At 68.2% G+C, this 17205-nt stretch carries 15 protein-coding genes; 9 read left to right on the top strand and 6 right to left on the bottom strand.

Annotated elements, in window-relative coordinates; all coding sequences use genetic code 11:
* The first annotated feature begins 5 nt into the window (after positions 1-5).
* From OG303_RS26105 to OG303_RS26140, 8 genes are all read left to right on the top strand, one after another.
* Positions 6-1487, top strand: a complete 1482-nt coding sequence (locus tag OG303_RS26105; protein WP_405871308.1) for a xanthine dehydrogenase small subunit — start codon at positions 6-8, stop codon at positions 1485-1487.
* Positions 1484-3916 (top strand): xanthine dehydrogenase molybdopterin binding subunit, encoded by a 2433-nt coding sequence (xdhB, locus tag OG303_RS26110; protein WP_405871309.1) that lies wholly within the window; start codon positions 1484-1486, stop codon positions 3914-3916. The genes OG303_RS26105 and xdhB overlap by 4 nt, the downstream gene beginning before the upstream one ends.
* A gap of 1 nt (position 3917) precedes the next feature.
* Complete coding sequence (xdhC, locus tag OG303_RS26115; protein WP_405871310.1) at positions 3918-4727, top strand: xanthine dehydrogenase accessory protein XdhC; 810 nt, start codon at positions 3918-3920, stop codon at positions 4725-4727.
* A 188-nt stretch (positions 4728-4915) separates the two neighbouring features.
* Positions 4916-5419 (top strand): nucleoside deaminase, encoded by a 504-nt coding sequence (locus OG303_RS26120; protein ID WP_405871311.1) that lies wholly within the window; start codon positions 4916-4918, stop codon positions 5417-5419.
* A gap of 258 nt (positions 5420-5677) precedes the next feature.
* Complete coding sequence (locus tag OG303_RS26125; protein ID WP_405871313.1) at positions 5678-6637, top strand: hypothetical protein; 960 nt, start codon at positions 5678-5680, stop codon at positions 6635-6637.
* A 2-nt stretch (positions 6638-6639) separates the two neighbouring features.
* Positions 6640-7686 (top strand): NAD(P)/FAD-dependent oxidoreductase, encoded by a 1047-nt coding sequence (locus OG303_RS26130; protein WP_405871314.1) that lies wholly within the window; start codon positions 6640-6642, stop codon positions 7684-7686.
* A 45-nt stretch (positions 7687-7731) separates the two neighbouring features.
* On the top strand, positions 7732-10035 hold the full coding sequence (locus OG303_RS26135) for a carbamoyltransferase C-terminal domain-containing protein (protein WP_405871315.1): 2304 nt from the start codon (positions 7732-7734) through the stop codon (positions 10033-10035).
* 5 nt (positions 10036-10040) lie between these two features.
* Positions 10041-10658: a histidine phosphatase family protein gene (locus OG303_RS26140; RefSeq protein WP_405871317.1), complete on the top strand. Its 618-nt coding sequence runs from the start codon at positions 10041-10043 to the stop codon at positions 10656-10658.
* Positions 10659-10903: 245 nt separating this feature from the next.
* Here OG303_RS26140 and OG303_RS26145 read toward each other — a convergent pair whose 3' ends face one another.
* The 6 genes from OG303_RS26145 to OG303_RS26170 all read right to left on the bottom strand — a co-directional run bounded on the left by OG303_RS26145 (position 10904) and on the right by OG303_RS26170 (position 15927).
* Positions 10904-11062: a hypothetical protein gene (locus tag OG303_RS26145; protein WP_405871319.1), complete on the bottom strand. Its 159-nt coding sequence runs from the start codon at positions 11060-11062 to the stop codon at positions 10904-10906.
* Between the two features lie 203 nt (positions 11063-11265).
* Positions 11266-11871, bottom strand: a complete 606-nt coding sequence (locus OG303_RS26150) for a potassium channel family protein (RefSeq protein ID WP_405871320.1) — start codon at positions 11869-11871, stop codon at positions 11266-11268.
* A 287-nt stretch (positions 11872-12158) separates the two neighbouring features.
* A complete protein-coding gene (locus OG303_RS26155; RefSeq protein WP_359610947.1) occupies positions 12159-12440 on the bottom strand; it encodes a hypothetical protein in 282 nt (93 codons plus the stop codon).
* Positions 12441-12621: 181 nt separating this feature from the next.
* Complete coding sequence (locus OG303_RS26160) at positions 12622-12900, bottom strand: SHOCT domain-containing protein (RefSeq protein WP_405871321.1); 279 nt, start codon at positions 12898-12900, stop codon at positions 12622-12624.
* Positions 12901-12998: 98 nt separating this feature from the next.
* On the bottom strand, positions 12999-13472 hold the full coding sequence (locus tag OG303_RS26165) for a DUF6325 family protein (protein ID WP_405871323.1): 474 nt from the start codon (positions 13470-13472) through the stop codon (positions 12999-13001).
* Positions 13473-13575: 103 nt separating this feature from the next.
* Positions 13576-15927: an arylsulfatase gene (locus tag OG303_RS26170; RefSeq protein WP_405871324.1), complete on the bottom strand. Its 2352-nt coding sequence runs from the start codon at positions 15925-15927 to the stop codon at positions 13576-13578.
* Positions 15928-16469: 542 nt separating this feature from the next.
* On the opposite strand from OG303_RS26170, the gene OG303_RS26175 reads away from it, so the two are divergent.
* Positions 16470-16958, top strand: a complete 489-nt coding sequence (locus tag OG303_RS26175; protein WP_405871326.1) for an SRPBCC family protein — start codon at positions 16470-16472, stop codon at positions 16956-16958.
* The last annotated feature ends 247 nt before the right edge of the window (positions 16959-17205 follow it).

Raw genomic sequence — 17205 nt, forward strand, 5'->3', positions numbered from 1 at the left:
CTGTCATGACAGAGGCGCGGATCACGGTCAACGGGAAAGAAACACCGATTTCACCGGCTGCGCCCCACACCACAGTGCTGGATTTTCTGCGCGAGCGTGGCCTCACCGGTACCAAGGAGGGCTGCGCCGAGGGTGAATGCGGCGCCTGTTCGGTCCTGGTGGCCCGGCCCGGGGTGAACAAGCCCACCGACTGGGTGGCGGTCAACGCCTGCCTGGTCCCGGCCGCGGCGCTCGACGGTCAGGAGATCATCACCTCCGAAGGCATCGCCACCGTCGGCGAACCCGGCACACCGCCCGCCCTGCACCCGGTGCAGGAGGAGATGGCGGTCCGTGGCGGCTCCCAGTGCGGTTACTGCACGCCGGGATTCATTTGCAGCATGGCCGCGGAGTACTACCGGCCCGACCGCTGCGAGCACGGCAAGGGGGCGGACGGTGCGGACGCGGCCGAAGGCCACGACGCCGAGCACGGTCCGAACGGTTTCGACCTGCACGCGCTGAGCGGAAACCTGTGCCGCTGCACCGGCTATCGCCCGATTCGCGATGCCGCGTTCGCTGTGGGGGAACCCACTGACGAGGACCCGCTGGCGCAGCGTCGCGAGCAGGCCCCGCCCGCGGCGGTCGCCACCGAATACTCCCGGGACGACGCCACGTTCCTGCGGAAGAGCACGCTGGCCGAGACGCTGCGGCTGCTGCGCGAGCGGCCCGACGCCGTGGTGGTCGCAGGCTCCACCGACTACGGCGTTGAGGTCAACATCCGTTCCCGCAGGGCGGATTGCGTCGTCGCCATCGATCGGCTCGCCGAACTGCGCGAGCTGCGTGTCGAGTCCGACCACATCGAGATCGGGGCGGGGCTGACGCTCACCGAGATCGAACGCCGCCTCGACGGCAGCGTCCCACTGCTGGCGGAGCTGTTCCCGCAGTTCGCCTCCCGGCTCATCCGCAACGGTGCGACCCTCGGCGGAAACCTGGGTACCGGCTCGCCCATCGGTGACAGCCCGCCGGTGCTGCTCGCCCTCGAGGCATCGGTGGTGCTCGCCGCCGCCGACGGTGAGCGCGAGGTCCCGCTGGCGGACTACTTCACCGGCTACCGGCAGAGCGTGCGCCGTCCCGGCGAGCTGATCCGCGCGCTGCGCATCCCGTTGCCGCTGTCGCCGGTCGCCGCGTTCCACAAGATCGCCAAGCGGCGCTTCGACGACATCTCCAGCGTGGCGGCCGCTTTCGCGCTCGACATCGAGGACGGGATCGTCCGCACGGCACGGATCGGTCTGGGCGGCGTGGCCGCCACCCCGATCCGCTCCTTCGCCACCGAGGCGGCCCTGGAGGGCAAGCCGTGGGCGGCGGAGACTGTCGAGGCCGCGGCCCGGGTGCTGCAGGCCGAGGGCACGCCGATGAGCGATCACCGCGCCAGCGCCGAGTACCGCTCCGCGATGCTCGGCCAGAGCCTGCTGAAGCTGCACGCGCAAACCACCGAGGCGGTGTCGTCATGAGCCATTTGTCCGAGCGCCCCGAGAAGCCTGTCGTCGGCGTCCCGATGCCGCACGAGAGCGCTGCCCTGCACGTCACCGGCACCGCGCTCTACACCGACGACCTGGTGCAGCGCACCAAGGACGTGCTGCACGCCTACCCGGTCCAGGTCATGAAGGCCCACGGCACGATCACCGCGCTGCGCACCGAGCAGGCGCTCGCCCTGCCCGGCGTGGTCCGCGTGCTGACCGGCGCCGACGTGCCCGGTGTCAACGACGCCGGCATGAAGCACGACGAGCCGCTCTTCCCCGACGAGGTCATGTTCTACGGCCACGCGGTCGCCTGGGTGCTCGGTGAGACCCTGGAGGCGGCCCGGCTCGGTGCGCAGGCCGTCGAGGTGGAGCTCGACGAGCAGCCCGCGCTGATCACGCTGCAGGACGCGATGGCGGCGGAGAGCTACCACGGCGCCAGGCCACTGATGGAGACCGGCGACATCGACGCCGGCTTCGCCGACTCCGCGCACGTGTTCACCGGTGAGTTCCAGTTCGCCGGTCAGGAGCACTTCTACCTGGAGACCCACGCCTCCCTCGCCCAGGTCGACGAGAACGGGCAGGTGTTCATCCAGAGCAGCACCCAGCACCCCTCGGAGACCCAGGAGATCGTCTCGCACGTGCTCGGTGTGCCCGCTCACGAGGTGACCGTGCAGTGCCTGCGGATGGGCGGCGGCTTCGGCGGCAAGGAGATGCAGCCGCACGGGTTCGCGGCCGTCGCCGCGCTCGGCGCCAAGCTGACCGGCCGCCCGGTCCGGTTCCGGCTCAACCGGACGCAGGATCTGACGATGTCCGGCAAGCGGCACGGGTTCCACGCCTCGTGGAAGATCGGCTTCGACGCCGACGGCCGTATCCAGGCCCTCGACGCCACGCTGACCGCGGACGGCGGCTGGAGCCTGGACCTGTCCGAGCCGGTCCTCGCCCGGGCGCTGTGCCACATCGACAACACCTACTGGATCCCCAACGCGCGCGTCGCCGGACGCATCGCCAGGACCAACACGGTCTCCAACACCGCCTTCCGCGGCTTCGGCGGACCCCAGGGCATGCTGGTGATCGAGGACATCCTGGGCCGCGTCGCGCCGCAGCTCGGCCTCGACCCCATGGAGCTGCGCGAGCGCAACTTCTACCAGCCGGATCAGGGCCAGACGACGCCGTACGGGCAGCCGGTCACCCAGGCCGAACGGATCTCCACCGTCTGGCGTCAGGTCCAGGAGAACGCCGGAATCGCCGACCGGGGGCGCGAGATCGCCGCCTTCAACGCCGCGCACCCGCACACCAAGCGGGCGCTCGCGATCACCGGCATCAAGTTCGGTATCTCGTTCAACCTCACCGCCTTCAACCAGGGCGGGGCGCTGGTGCTGATCTACAAGGACGGCTCCGTCCTGATCAACCACGGCGGCACCGAGATGGGCCAGGGCCTGCACACCAAGATGATCCAGGTGGCCGCGACCACCCTGGGCATCCCGCTGCACAAGGTCCGCCTCGCCCCGACGCGTACCGACAAGGTGCCCAACACCTCGGCGACCGCGGCCAGTTCGGGCGCAGACCTCAACGGTGGGGCCATCAAGAACGCCTGCGAGCAGCTGCGCGAGCGGCTGCGACAGGTGGCCGCCTCCCAGCTGGGTGCCAACGCCTCCGACGTACGCATCGTCGAGGGCGTCGCGCGCGCCCTGGGCAGCGACAAGGAGCTGGCCTGGGCCGACCTCGTGCACACCGCGTACTTCCAGCGGGTGCAGCTGTCGGCGGCCGGCTTCTACCGGACCGAGGGGCTGCACTGGGACGTGAAGGCGTTCCGGGGTACGCCGTTCAAGTACTTCGCGTACGGCGCTGCGGCGACCGAGGTGGAGGTCGACGGCTTCACCGGTGCGTACCGCATCCGGCGGGTGGACATCGTGCACGACGTCGGCGAAAGCCTCTCCCCGATGATCGACATCGGTCAGGTCGAGGGCGGCTTCGTGCAGGGCGCGGGCTGGCTGACGCTGGAGGACCTGCGCTGGGACACCGGCGACGGGCCGCACCGCGGACGGCTGCAGACCCAGGCGGCGAGCACGTACAAGCTGCCGAGCTTCTCCGAGATGCCGGAGGAGTTCAACGTCACGCTGCTGGAGAACGCCACTGAGGAGGGTGCGGTCTACGGCTCCAAGGCCGTGGGTGAGCCTCCGCTGATGCTGGCGTTCTCGGTGCGAGAAGCGCTGCGGCAGGCCGCCGCCGCGTTCGGGCCGAGTGGGGTCGGCGTCGATCTGGCCTCGCCCGCGACGCCGGAGGCGGTGTACTGGGCGATCCAGGCGGCCCGCCAGGGCGATGGATCCCGGAACGGTCAGGCCGTCGACGGGCACGCTGTGAACGGGAACGCCGCGGGCGGCAGGATCCACACCGACGCAGAAGCACTGAGCGGTGCCTGACATGACGTGGGTCGCCGCGGTCGCACGGTTGCGAGCACGCCGGGAGCCCGGCGTGCTGGTGACCGTCGCGACCGTACGCGGCCATGCCCCGCGCGAGGCCGGTGCGAAGCTGGTCGTGGGACAGACCGAGACGTGGGGCTCGATCGGTGGTGGCAACGTCGAGGCCGTCGCGATCGACCGGGCCCGCGAGATGATCGCGGCGTCCAAGCCGGAGCCCGAGCTGATGGATTTCGCGCTGAACGACAAGGTCACCAACCAGCACGGCGTGCAGTGCTGCGGCGGCACGGTCCAGGTGCTGCTCGAACCACTGCCGGTGGTGAAGGCGGTGGCGATCTTCGGCGTCGGGCACGTCGGGCTGGAACTGGCGCGCATCCTGGCACGTCAGGACCTCGACCTCCATCTGATCGACACGCGCTCCGACATCCTCACCGAGGAACGGCTCGACGTGTTGGCCGACGCGGTGGCGCAGGTGCACGTGCATCACACGCCGCTGCTGCCCGAGGAGGTCCTTGAGGAGTTGCCGCGCGGCACCCACATCCTGATCATGACCCATGATCATGCCGAGGACGCCGCTCTGTGCGACGCCGCCTTGCGCACAACCCATCTCGGCTCCATCGGGCTGATCGGCTCGGCGGCCAAGTGGGTGCGGTTCCGCAAGCGCCTCGCCACCGAGGGCGGTCACGACGACGCCACCATCGACCGGATCAAGACCCCGATCGGGCTGGCCGACATCACCGGCAAGGAACCCGCGACCATTGCCGTCAGCGTCGCTGCCGATTTGCTGCGCACCTTCGAAACCGAGGCGGACTGACTCTCCTGTTTCGGGCGGAAGACGCCGTGGTTACCGGGTCCCGCCCTTCATGCGAATCTACGAGAGCGGTCGGCCGGCCGGCCAACTCCTTCATGGTTTCGGTGACTGACCCTCGACGGGGCCCGGCGGGTGTACTTGCGAACGACGCCGATACGGGGAATCCCCACCGTGTGCAAAAAGGAGTGACCGTGACCGCGTACACCCAAGAAACGAGCATCCAGGAGATCGAGCGCGTCTGGCTGGACGAGGCCATCGGCCTTGCCACCAACAGCGTGCAGAACGGCGGCGGTCCGTTCGGCGCACTGATCGCCAAGGACGGCGAGATTGTCGCGATCGGGAACAACGGGGTCACTTCGAACCTGGACCCGACGGCGCACGGCGAGGTGAGCGCGATCCGTGCCGCCTGCCAGAAGCTGGGCAGCTTCTCGCTCGAGGGTTGCGTCCTGGTCACCTCGTGCGAGCCGTGCCCGATGTGTCTTTCCTCTGCGCTGTGGGCGCGAGTGGACCGGATCATCTTCGCCGCTGATCGGGATGACGCCGCGGTGGCCGGTTTCGACGACCGCAAGTTCTACGACCTGTTCGAGAAGAAGCCCTCGGAGCTGTGGCCGATGGCGATCGAGCGAGTGGACATGCCGAACCGTACGGCGCCGTTCGACGCGTGGCTGGCCAAGTCCGACCGTATCGATTACTGAAAACTGGTTCACGAACCCGGACGAGGCCCCTGGGCTGTTGTGCCGAGATGTCTGACGTCTCAACACAACAGCCCGGGGGCTTCGTTGGCTTTTCTGTCTTTGGCGATCAGCACCAACCCGCGTGAGCTGCGGTTCCGTAGAAACACACAAATCGTGGGCCTCAAGCCGATCAAGGTTTCATGTTTTCAACGCCTGGCTGGAACAAGCCAGTTGGCGATGAACTCCTCGGACAAGCCGAACCAACGAACGGGGAAAGCCTTGTCCGAGAAGCTGCCTGGCCGTCAGATCGAGATCTCCTGGCCCGACCTCGGCATCACGGTCACCGCCGACCTTGACGACCGCAACCCGGCACTCGCCGACGCCCTGTGGGAGTCCTTGCCCTACCAGAGCCTCCAGGGCCACGCCCTCATCGCGGGCGAACACCTCTACCACGTAGCGCCGATACCCACGCTGCTGCACACCCCCCACGACACCCGCATCCCCGACCGGCGCGAGGCCCCCGACGGCACCGTGTTCTGCTCCGGTTTGCAGCACCTGGGCATCAAGTACGGCACCCTGACCGAGCCGATGCCCGCCACCCCCGTCGGCCGGATCCGTGAGGCGGACATGCCCGCCCTGCTGGAAGCCGGGGCCGCGATCTGGGACGCCGTCTACTCCACGAAGAAGCAGATCGTCGCCGAAGTCCGCCGCGCGGGCGAGCCGGGCGGCCACCGCATTCCGACGCTCCACGCCACCGACACGGACGCCGGCCGCCTGATCGCCGACATCGCCGCCGAGACCGAGAAGATCTGGCTCGCGCCCCCGGTCGAGCTGGACGACCTCCACCAGGGCATCATCCCCTCCCGGGCGGGCAACTTCGGCACCGTCCTGCCCACCCTGCTGTTCGTCAACGGTGAGACCCGGCCCCTGGGTTACGCCGCCTACGGAGGGCTCGTCCGCGCCGCCGTCCAGGACATGCCCATGGACGCTCTCGTCCACATGACCCGCCTTCTGGTCGGCGTCCCCGCCGAGTTCCTGGGCTACTGCGGTCTGGAGAAGCTGTGGGCGTTCACCCAGCGCTTCCTCGACGTCCTGGACCGCCTCGACCGTGCCGACTTCTACGCCGTCACCAGCCAGATGGCCCTCTACATCAACTGCCTCGGCGGCTGGAACCTCCAGCTGTACCCGTGGGAGACCGGAGACCACCTGCGCCAGCAGGCCGCCAAGGCGGGCGTGTAACCGTGAGCGTCCTGCCCGCCCACGCCGACGCCGTCGTCATCGGCGGGGGAGTGATCGGAACCTCCGCCGCCTACCACCTCGCCGAAGCCGGCGTGAACACCGTGCTGTTGGAACGCGGAGGCCTCGGCGGCGGGGCGTCGGCGCACACGGCGGGCATGCTCCGCACCTACTTCCCCGGCGACCCCCACACCGGGCAGAGGGCCGTACGCAGCCTGAACGCCTATCAGGACTTCGCCCGCCACACCGCGGCCCCCCTCGCCCTGAAGCGGCTCGGATTCATGGCGCTGTTCACCGACGAACAGCAGATCGCCGACTTCGAGACCGGCCATCAGGCCCAGCGGGCCGCCGGCGTCCGGGTCGGCCTGATCAGGTCCCGCGAAGCGGCCCGACTCAACCCGCTGCTCAACGAGCGCGCCGTCCTGGCCGCCGCCTGGTCCCCCGAGGCGTACCACGTGGACGGCCTTGACATCGTCCGCGGGTACGCCGCCGCCGCCCGCAACCACGGCGCGCGCCTGTTCACCCACACACCCGTCACGCGCATCGACGACGACAACACCATTCACACCCCGCAGGGCCGTATCAAGGCGGACAGCATCGTGTGTACGGCCGGGCCCTGGTCCGGCGAGGTGGCCTCCATGGCGTCGGTCGACCTGCCGATGAGACCCCGCACGATGGAGATGCTGTTCACCGACGTCCCGCCCTCCGCGCACCCCGATCTGCCCATGACGATGCATGCCGCGTCCGGCCTGCGAATCCGCTCATGGAAGGACCGCATCCTCCTCGCCATGGGCGCGCCCAAGGCCGGCGAAACACGCGAAAGCTGGCTCGGCCGCATCGCCGGCCATCTCGGCACCCTTTTCCCCGCTTTGGACGGCATCGGCCTGCACCGCGCGTGGACCGGCGATTTCGACGCCAGCCCCAGCAACACCGCCTTCATCGGCGAACACCCCACCCGCCGCTTCCTGTACGCGGCCGGATTCACCGGCGCGGGCCTGTGCCAGGCACCCGCGGCCGGGGAGCAGCTCCGCGACCTGCTGATCGCCAAGTAGCCGCCAAGTAGCCCTAGACGTAGCCCTAGACCAGGAAAGATTGCCGTGATTGTTCTCGGATGTAATGGCTTCAGCCGGGTGTCGGAGTTCTTCTCCGAACGCTTCGGCGCGACCGGCATCAACAAGCACTACCTCTTGGGCCACGACGCCGCCGCCGCGCTCCTGATCGACGGCCGGCTGGTCGCCGCGGTGGAGGAAGAACGCCTCAACCGGGAGAAGAAGACCACCGACTTCCCCGTGAACGCGATCGACTGGTGCCTCAAGGAAGCCGGGATCACGTTCGACGACGTCGACCTGTTCGCCTTCCCCTGGAACTGGTCCGCCCAGATCCTGGACGAGACCCTCGACGTCATCCGCGCCTCGTCGGCACCGGAGGACACGAAGACCGGCCTCATGGGCGACATGACCGACCTGTTCGACCAGGTCGTCAGCCACGAGGCGATCCTCGCGGACTTCGAGACCCGCACCGGACACCGCCCCGACCCGGCCAAGGTCCGCTTCGTTCCACACCACTTGGCCCACGCCACGACCGGCTACTACCTCGCCGGCATGAAGGACGCGGCCTTCCTCGTCAGCGACGGCCGCGCCGAACGTTTCTCGACCCTGACGGGCGAGATCCGCGCCGGCCGGATCACCGTCTTCGACGACACCGTCACCGGCGCCCAGTACTCCATGGGCACCCTGTTCTCCGCCATCACCCGCTTCCTCGGCTTCGTCCCCAACAACGACGAGTACAAGGTGATGGGCCTGGCCGGATACGCCGAACCCCCGACTCCGAACCCGTTCATCGACAACCTTCTACGCCTGCACGAGGACGGCCGCTACACCTTCACCAAGCCCCTTCGGACCGACAACCTGCACAGTCATGACGCCCTGTTCGAGGAGTACTTCGGCCCCTTCGAGGACACCCTCGAATACACGTCCCGCGTCGCGGCCGCCGCGCAGGAGATGCTGAACGTCGCCACTGCCCACCAGGTCCGCCACCTGGAGAGGCGGACGGATCTCGACCGGCTGTTGTTCGAAGGCGGCGTCGCCCTGAACTGCCTGAACAACACCCCGCTGTTCGAAGGCTCCCGCTTCGAGGACATGCAGGTCAGCTTCGGCGCCTCGGACACCGGCATCACCATCGGAGCCGCGGCCCACGCCTGGCTCAACCACCCCGACACCGACGTCGCGGACATCCGCACCGCAGCCCCCGGGACCCCTTATGTGGGCCCGGCCTACGACGAGGCGGCGATCGAGGAGGCCCTTGAGGGTTTCACCGGCCGAGTAGACGTCTCACACCTGCTGGACGACGAGGTCATCGAGCACGTGGCGAAGCTGCTGACGAAGAAGGTCGTCATCGGCTGGTTCGAAGGCCGCGTCGAGCACGGGCCACGCGCGCTGGGGCATCGCAGCATCCTCGCCAACCCCGGCTTCACCGACATCAAGGACATCATCAACACCCGGGTCAAACACCGCGAACCCTTCCGCCCGTTCGCTCCCCTCGTCCTGGAGGAGCAGGCACCGAAGATCTTCGACATGGGCCGCAAGACCAGCTCGCCCTACATGACGTTCGTCTTCCCGGTCCGCGACGAGTACAAGGACCGCATCCCCGGCGCCGTACACGTGGACGGCACTTCGCGCGTCCAGACCCTGACGGACGAGGGAACCCCACGACTCACGGCGCTGCTGCGGAAGTTCACCGAACTCACCGACACCCCGTGCCTGATCAACACGTCGTTCAACGTCGCCGGCGAACCCATCGTCTGCACCCCCACCGACGCCCTGAACTGCTTCATGGGCACCGAGATCGACTATCTGGTCCTCGGAAACCACCTCATCGCCAAGACCGACCGCATCGACAACCAGAAGCAGGAGCACCCCGTGCCGACGATCCAGCGCAAGCACACCATGTACCACTCCACCGTCCTCGATGCCGACCCGGACACCGTGTGGGCGACCGTCCGCGACGCCATGCAGATCCTGGACATCGTGTCCCCGGGCGACCTGGACATCCACCGGGACGTCAGCTGGGTGGAGGGCGGCTCGGTCGAGACCGTCCCGGCCCGCTACGACTTCAGGCTCACGCTCAACGGCCGCCTCGTCCAGCAGGAGATCGCCGCCCGGGACGAGATCAACAAGACCCAGTCCTACCGGGCCATCGCCCCCACCAGCGGAGTCGCCGGCTACGAGGCCACCATCCGCGTGTTCCCCATCACCAACGACCCGGCCCGCAGCTTCTTCGACTGGTCGCGGGTCCTGGAGATCGCCGAGGACGCCGACCTGAACGTGGTCGAGCGCATCATCGACGTCATGGAGAAGCAGACCGACGCCGTACGCGACCACTTCGCGACGACCTCGAAGTGAGTGACGTGACGACGCTCGTGCTCCTGCGGCACGGCGAAACCCTGCTCACCCCAGAGCGGCGGCTGTCCGGCAGCGGAGGATCCAACCCGGGACTCTCCCCGGCCGGACGCCGCCAAGCCGAAGCGGCAGCAGAGGCTCTCGCCCGCCGCGGCGACATCGCGGCGGTCGTCACGTCACCGATGCGGCGCTGCCAGGAGACCGCTCATTCCGTGGCCGCGCGCCTTGGCCTGAGAGTCCAGGGCGACCGGGACCTGCGGGAAGCGGACTTCGGTGCCTGGGAAGGCCTGACCTTCACCGAAGTCCGCGAACGCTACCCGGACGACCTGAGCGCATGGTTCGCCTCGCCCCAGAGTCCCCCCTCGGACTCGGGCGAGACCATGCAACAGGTCACCCGCCGGGTCGCCGCCGTACGAGACGGCCTCGTGGCCCAGTACGCCGGAGCCACGGTTCTGGTCGTCTCCCACGTAGGCCCCCTCAGAACCCTGATCCGCCTCGCTCTCCAAGCCCCACCACACAGCTTGTTCCGCATGCAGATCGCGGCGGCCTCCCTGTCGACGGTGACGTACGACGAGGACGGCGCCGCCACGGTGCAGGCCCTCAATGACACCCACCACTTGAACTGAATGCACGTCGAAGGGCCCCACCGCGAACGGTGGGGGCCCTTCGACATCGTGCCCGGTGAGGCACTGGCGGAGGATACGAGATTCGAACTCGTGAGGGGTTGCCCCCAACACGCTTTCCAAGTCTTCGTCCGGGGGGTCGGTGGGGGACGGGGGCGTTCTGGCCTGGGGCGGAGCAGGCCATCGGACGGATGCTGGACGGTGTTGGACGGAGGTGAATGAGACCAGAACTGAGACCACAGCGCCGGTCATACCTTCTTCACGACGATCGCGTCCGGGACCAGCTTCTCGAGGTCGTCCATGTCCGAGGTGAAAACGGTGACCTGCCCCTTGTGCTGTCGGGTGATGACGCACCACAGCGGCGTTTCGTCGAACCGCAGTGCCTCGGGTAGATCCGTGCAGACCAACGGCTGGAGCTCGTCGGCCGGCGCGGGGACACCGAACGCGCAGTGAACTGCATGCGTGGTCTCAGCGACTGCTTTCAGCGAAACCCGATGGCTCCCTCATCCACCGGCGCCGGCCTGGCACCCGGTCCTCACGCCGGCGCGCTGAGACCCTCATGCGTGTTGTACGGCGGCCGCCACGGAGCCTTGTCCTCCAGGGCCTGGCGTCATCGATCACGCCCGTTCGGCCTGGAGCCCGAGTCGGTCGCCCGGCCCTCTTCGGCAACCCGGACGGCGCCGACGATGATCCGCGCGATCACGCCCACCAGAACAAGGTCGGCCAGCATCTGCACTGTGGTCAGGACCCGCGCGGCCTCGGTGGTGGGCGTGATGTCGCCGAAGCCGACCGTGGCGAACACGGTCACGGTGAAGTACAAGGCGTCGGCGCGGCTCAGGGTCTCCGAGAAGGAGCCCGCTTGGTTCCTGTACAGAAGGACGTAAGCGGCGGAGAAGATGAGCAGGAACATTGGCACGGCGGTGGCCAGCGTCTCGATGGCGCGCAGCCGGGGATACGCGGACCTGGTGATGGCCCGGACCTGCCAGGCGACCACGCCGGCGAACAGCACCAGACTCACGGTCATTGCGATCGCCCCACCGGCGTCAAGCTCCTGGTCCAGCGGTACCAGGAAGTAGATGACCACCGACAGGACCACGGCCACCGAGGAACGCCCCGCGGATTGCAGCAGCCGTCGGCGCGGCACGGCAGAGCGGTGGCCGGCGTGTTGCGGTCGTTTCATGACCTCACCATCGGCGCGTAGCGCATCGGTTCCCACAAGGGGCCGATGCGGACGGTCGGCTGTGGTCTGGAGCGCTGTTCACTGGGCATGACGGAAGGAACGGGAACGTTCTGTGCGCTCTCCGACGGCTGTCGTGCAACCGTATGGGTGAGGCTTCGCAGCGGCGAGGGACGGGCGTCGACGGGTGTCACCGCTGTCTTCTGAGTGGTGCGGAGCGCACCCTGGTCCTGCTCCCCCCTGGGAACCCCGCAGTCACCTGCAGGAGGCGTCACTTCACCGGCACCGGGCCGGGGGACCCGGTGGGCGGAGTGGCTTCGGCGGGCCTAGCGGGCGGGAGATCCGTTGTGGGCGTCGGACGTGGACTGCCACGCCTCCATGCCCGCTCGGGACGCCTCCTTGGCCTGCCGCCACTTCATGGCTGCCTGCTGGGTCGGGGGCACGTCCATGTCGCGGATCATGCGCCGGCCTGCCGCGAACACGGCGGAGGCCGCGATGGCCATGCCGGCGCAGGCCACCACGGCACCGGCCGCGGTGAGCACCGCACCGGTCGTGACGAGCCGAGTGTCGATCTCTATCGTCCGCTGGGACTGGTGGTGATGGTTCATGACTCCACCATCCAATGGGGGGAACCAGATCGCATCCTCGCGGGCTACCCGTTGGAGCTCGGCCCACTGCCCGTCGCCGTCCTATTGAGTGCGCACCCGGGCGCCGCCTGCGCGATGAGTGCGGGCAACGACTGAGGTCCGGGGCCACCATCCAAGGGCAGCACCTCGGCGGAGGGTACGGTCAGGAGCCGAGAATCCGGCTCTTCTGCTCCTCGAACTCCGCATCGGTGAGCACCCCTTGGGCTTTGAGTTCACCGAGCTCCTTCAGTTGGGCAATCGTGTTGTTCGGGTCGTCGGCCGACTGGGTGGGCGGAGGTGGCGCTGGGGCTGCGTCGGGCTGCTCGGCGGCCTGCTGCTGGGCCCAGCGGCCCTGCTGGCGCCGTGACACTCGATGGGAGACGGCGGTTGCGGTTCCAGCGACGGCGGCTGTGCGCGCGACCCCTCGGATCAGACCTGGCATGTTTCTTCTCCCTGGTGTCTCTGGTTCTGGTGCTGGTTCTTGAGACGGCCCCGGCTCCGAAGGCCAGATGGTCGCGCTCCGGTGGTGGACCGATCACATCAGGACTCGGGCCCGGCTGCGGAGGAAGAGCCCGGTTCGGCCGCGTCGAGCGACGCCAGGACGGCTTGGACCGGGATTCGCCCGTCGGCCACCAGTTGCGCGCCACCGCGCCGGAGAGCCTTGGCGAGCGGCGCTGCCCACAGGTTTTCGTAGACCAGAATGCCCGCGGAGTCGCCGGGCTCGAGAATGGCGGCCGCCTCCTCCAAGTCGTCCTGGCCGAGCAGGCCGGAGGAAGCCCCTTCGAAGACGGCCAAGTCGGCTTTCCCGTCCCCGGTCAGGTCGGCGAGCTCCATGGCTACGACGGAGTTGTCGGGCTCCTTCTTGACGAACACCAGGTCCATGATCCGGATCGTGCCTCGGTCGACCAGATCGACCAGCAGGGGAAGCCCTTCCCCCGTCATGTGACTGCCCGGAAATTCGACCACCAGGTAGTCGATCGGCCCCATCTCGTCCGCATTGATGGCCACGGTCATCCCTCACTCACTGTCTGGTCCACGGTGTTGCTCGGCCGACGGGGCGACCACAGCAGCCCGGCTTTCGCCGATGGGGAGTTCGTACGCGGCCCAAGATCCCTGTTCACTGCCGGGCCATGTGCATACGCATCTCGCTGTCCGCGTCGGTGATGAGCTCGCCCGCCAGGTCGACGGTCACGCTGTGGAGCGTGCCGGTGAACCGGAACGGTGTCCGGTAGTCGGACGTGACCGGTTGGCCGGGGTTGGCGCCGCAGGTCAGGCCGCCGGGGTTGAACATGATGGGGGTGGTCACCGGGAAATCGGCCTCTGCCACGAGGTGGCGGTCGACGTAGAGCTGGGCACGCCCCGGTGCGCCCTTGCCGGTGGCGAGGTCGGGCTTGCCGGTCGGTTCGAACTCGAAGCGCAGCTCATGACGGCCTGCGGGCACCGGGTCGGTCGTGGACACGGTGTAGAGGGCTCGCGAGACGTAGTTGTGGACATACGTCAGCTTGCCGTCCTTGATGTAGAAGCTCCAGCCGCCGGCCATCGAGCCCTGGCAGATCAGTACGCCTTCGGCGCCGCCCGTGGGGATCTCCGCGTCGGCGGTGATGCTGTGCGGCCGGTTGAGCACCCGGGGCACGACGGAGGCCGGGAGTGTCTGGGTGCCGGGGCGGAAGGTGTAGCTGGTCCGCTCCTTGGTGATCTGCGGGCGTTCCACGATCATCCGTGCGAGGGTGCTGCCGTCGATCGGCAGCACGCCGTACTTGCCTGCCTCGACGTACCACAGGGACACCATCTCGATGAGCTTGTCGCGGTGGTCCGCGCCGATGTCACGGGTCTCCGCGAAGTCCTCGTCGATGTGGAAGAGCTCCCAGGCGTTGGCGTCCAGTTGGGAGAGTGTCTCGGAGGAGATCGGTGTGCCGAAGGGCTGTTGAGCCTCGGTGAAGGAGGGGCCCGGCCAGGGACATACGGCACGCCATCCGTCGTGGTCGATGGCGCGGTGGCCGAGCATCTCGAAGTACTGGGTGTGGTGGAGCGTCGGCGCGGCCGGGTTGTCGAAGGTGTGGGCGAAGCTGACGCCGTGCAGGGAGGACTGGGTGACGCCCTTGATGGTGTCGGGCGGTTCGATCCCGAGGACGTCGAGGACGGTGGGGACCATGTCCACGAGGTGTGCGTACTGGGTGCGCACCTCTCCTCGCGCTCTGATGCCGCGTGGCCAGTGGACGAGGAACGGGTCGCTGGCGCCACCGCGGTAGGTCTCCCGCTTCCAGCGCCGGAACGGGGTGTTGCCTGCCCAAGTCCAGCCCCAGGGATAGTGGTTGAACGTGTTCGGGCCGCCGAGTTCGTCGATCGCCTCGAGGCTGTCTTCGATCGGTTCGGGGGCGTTGTTGAAGAACTGTGCCTCGTTGGCGGTCCCGGTGACCCCGCCCTCCGCGCTGGCCCCGTTGTCGGAGACAACCATGATCAGGGTGTTGTCGAATTCGCCGGTCTCCTTGAGGAAGTCCAGCAGCCGCCCGATCTGGTGGTCGGTGTGGGACAGGAATCCGGCGTAGACCTCCATCATGCGAACGGCGAGGCGCCGGGAGTCCGGGGACAGGGAGTCCCAGTCCGGGACATCCGGGTCGTGGCGGGAGAGCACGGCATCGGGAGGTACGACGCTCAGCCGCTTCTGGTTGGCGAACGTCACCTCGCGATAGGCGTCCCAGCCGTCGTCGAACCGGCCCCGGTAGCGGTCTGCCCACTCGCGTGGCACGTGGTGCGGTGCGTGGGTGGCACCGGGGCAGAAGTGGAGGAAGAACGGCTTGTCGGGGGCGACCTGCTTGGCGTCGGAGATGAAGAGCATCGCCTTGTCCGCCAGGTCCTCGGTGAGGTGGTAGCCCTGCTCCGGTGTGCCGGGGGGCTCGACCTGGTGGTTGTCGTACACGAGGTCCGGATACCACTGGTTGGTGTCGCCGCCGAGGAAGCCGTAGAACCGTTCGAAGCCACGGCTGAGCGGCCAGCGGGTGTAGGGGCCGGCGGGGGACTCCTGCTCCGAGGGCATCAGGTGCCACTTGCCGAGCATGTACGTGTTGTATCCGTGCTGCAGCAGCATCTCGGACAGGAACCCGTTCTCGAACGGGATGTTGCCGTTGTAGCCGGGGTATCCGGTGGCCATCTCGGTGACCGCCGCCATGGCGTTGGCGTGGTGGTTGCGGCCGGTGATGATGCAGGAACGCGACGGCGAGCACAGCGCCGTGGTGTGCATGTTGTTGTAGAGCAGCCCGCCTGCGGCCAGCCCGTCGAGGCTGGGGGTCTCCATCGGACTGCCGTAGCAGCCGAACTGCCCGTAGCCCGTGTCGTCGAGCACGATCATCAGCACGTTGGGGGATCCGGGTACCGCGCGTGGTGGCTCGGGCCATGCGGGGCTGGACACATCCGTGGTCCGCCCGATCACTCCGGGGAACCCGCTTCCTGGCTTGTACTCGTTCACTGGCATCGTGCCTGTCCTCCTCCCCGCCGAGCCGCTGATCGGCTCCGGCAGGTGGATGTAGGTGGGCGATACCAAGCCCGTCGCCCCCGCCGGCCGTCGTACCGGTGGGCCTTGGATCGTCGATGTCCAACGAGCGTTGCGTCGGCCAAAGGCGAGGGCCGCATGCGGACCAGTCCGCGATGGGCCTGCGCTCATATGGAGGTGTCGGTCAACGGGTCAGATCCGTGGCACACAATCACCTGGCACTCGGCTTTCAACTGCCGTGGACCCGCGTGCGGTTCGGTTGCCCCTGCACATTTCGCCCGCTATTTATGCTAGATCCTCGCCACGACGGCTGCCACTGGAGCAGCGGCCCGACAACGGCAATCGAGTTGCGTCGCCCCTGCGAGCGTTGACGTGGTGAAATGGAAAGCGGGCTCCAGCTCGTGGGCATTCGCACCAAGCAAAGTGACCCCACAGTCTCCATCTCCCGCTCGCGCCGACAGCGGTCGGCCGCTGCTGTTCTTCGCGAGGGGCCCCGACCACCGGCTGGGAGAATGGTGGTACTCATGGCTCGGCACCGGTATCCACTCGCCGAGAGTGGAGACGCGTTTCTGCAGTCCGCGCCGTTCCGCTACGTGCATTCCGTGGAAACCACGGCCCCTGCCGAGCGGATCTGGGAGGTTCTGACCGGCGAGAAGTTGGTCCGCTGGGTGGGGGCATTCACCGGCCTGCGCTGGGTTTCGCCGCGCCCGTTCGGCGTCGGAACGGTACGCGAAGTCACGCTGCTGAGAGTGTTCACCGCTCGTGAACGCTTTTTCCGCTGGGACGAGGGGCATCGGTTCACGTTCAGCGTTTTCGAGGCATCGCTTCCCGGCCTCCGCCACGCGGCGGAGGACTGGACCATCGAGTCCACGCCGTCCGGCTCACGTCTCACCTGGACGATGGCCATCGAGGCAATCCCCCTCGTCACCCCGTTGATATGGGTCAGCAGCCCGGTCATCAGGCTCGTGAAACGCCGCGCCATGCGCACCATCCGTGCCCACGTCGGCAGCTGACGCAGGGCTCCCGACTCCCCAGTCGGTACGCCGCAGGCATGCCGGGCCTGGCGGCGGCTCTGTCGGGCTCCGGTCAAGGAAGCTTCGCCGCCGTGATCCGCGTATCTCCGGTGGGCAGCAGCGGTGCCGGCCCGCATGCGGACAGCCCGCCTCGATCCGCCTCCTGCTCTGTGAGCGGGGACACAGAGACCAGCAGGACTGCGGACGTACGATTCATGCGAAATGCCACTCCGCGCGATGCAGGGGC

It is taken from the genome of Streptomyces sp. NBC_00005, from assembly GCF_045160215.1.
GTDB lineage: Bacteria > Actinomycetota > Actinomycetes > Streptomycetales > Streptomycetaceae > Streptomyces.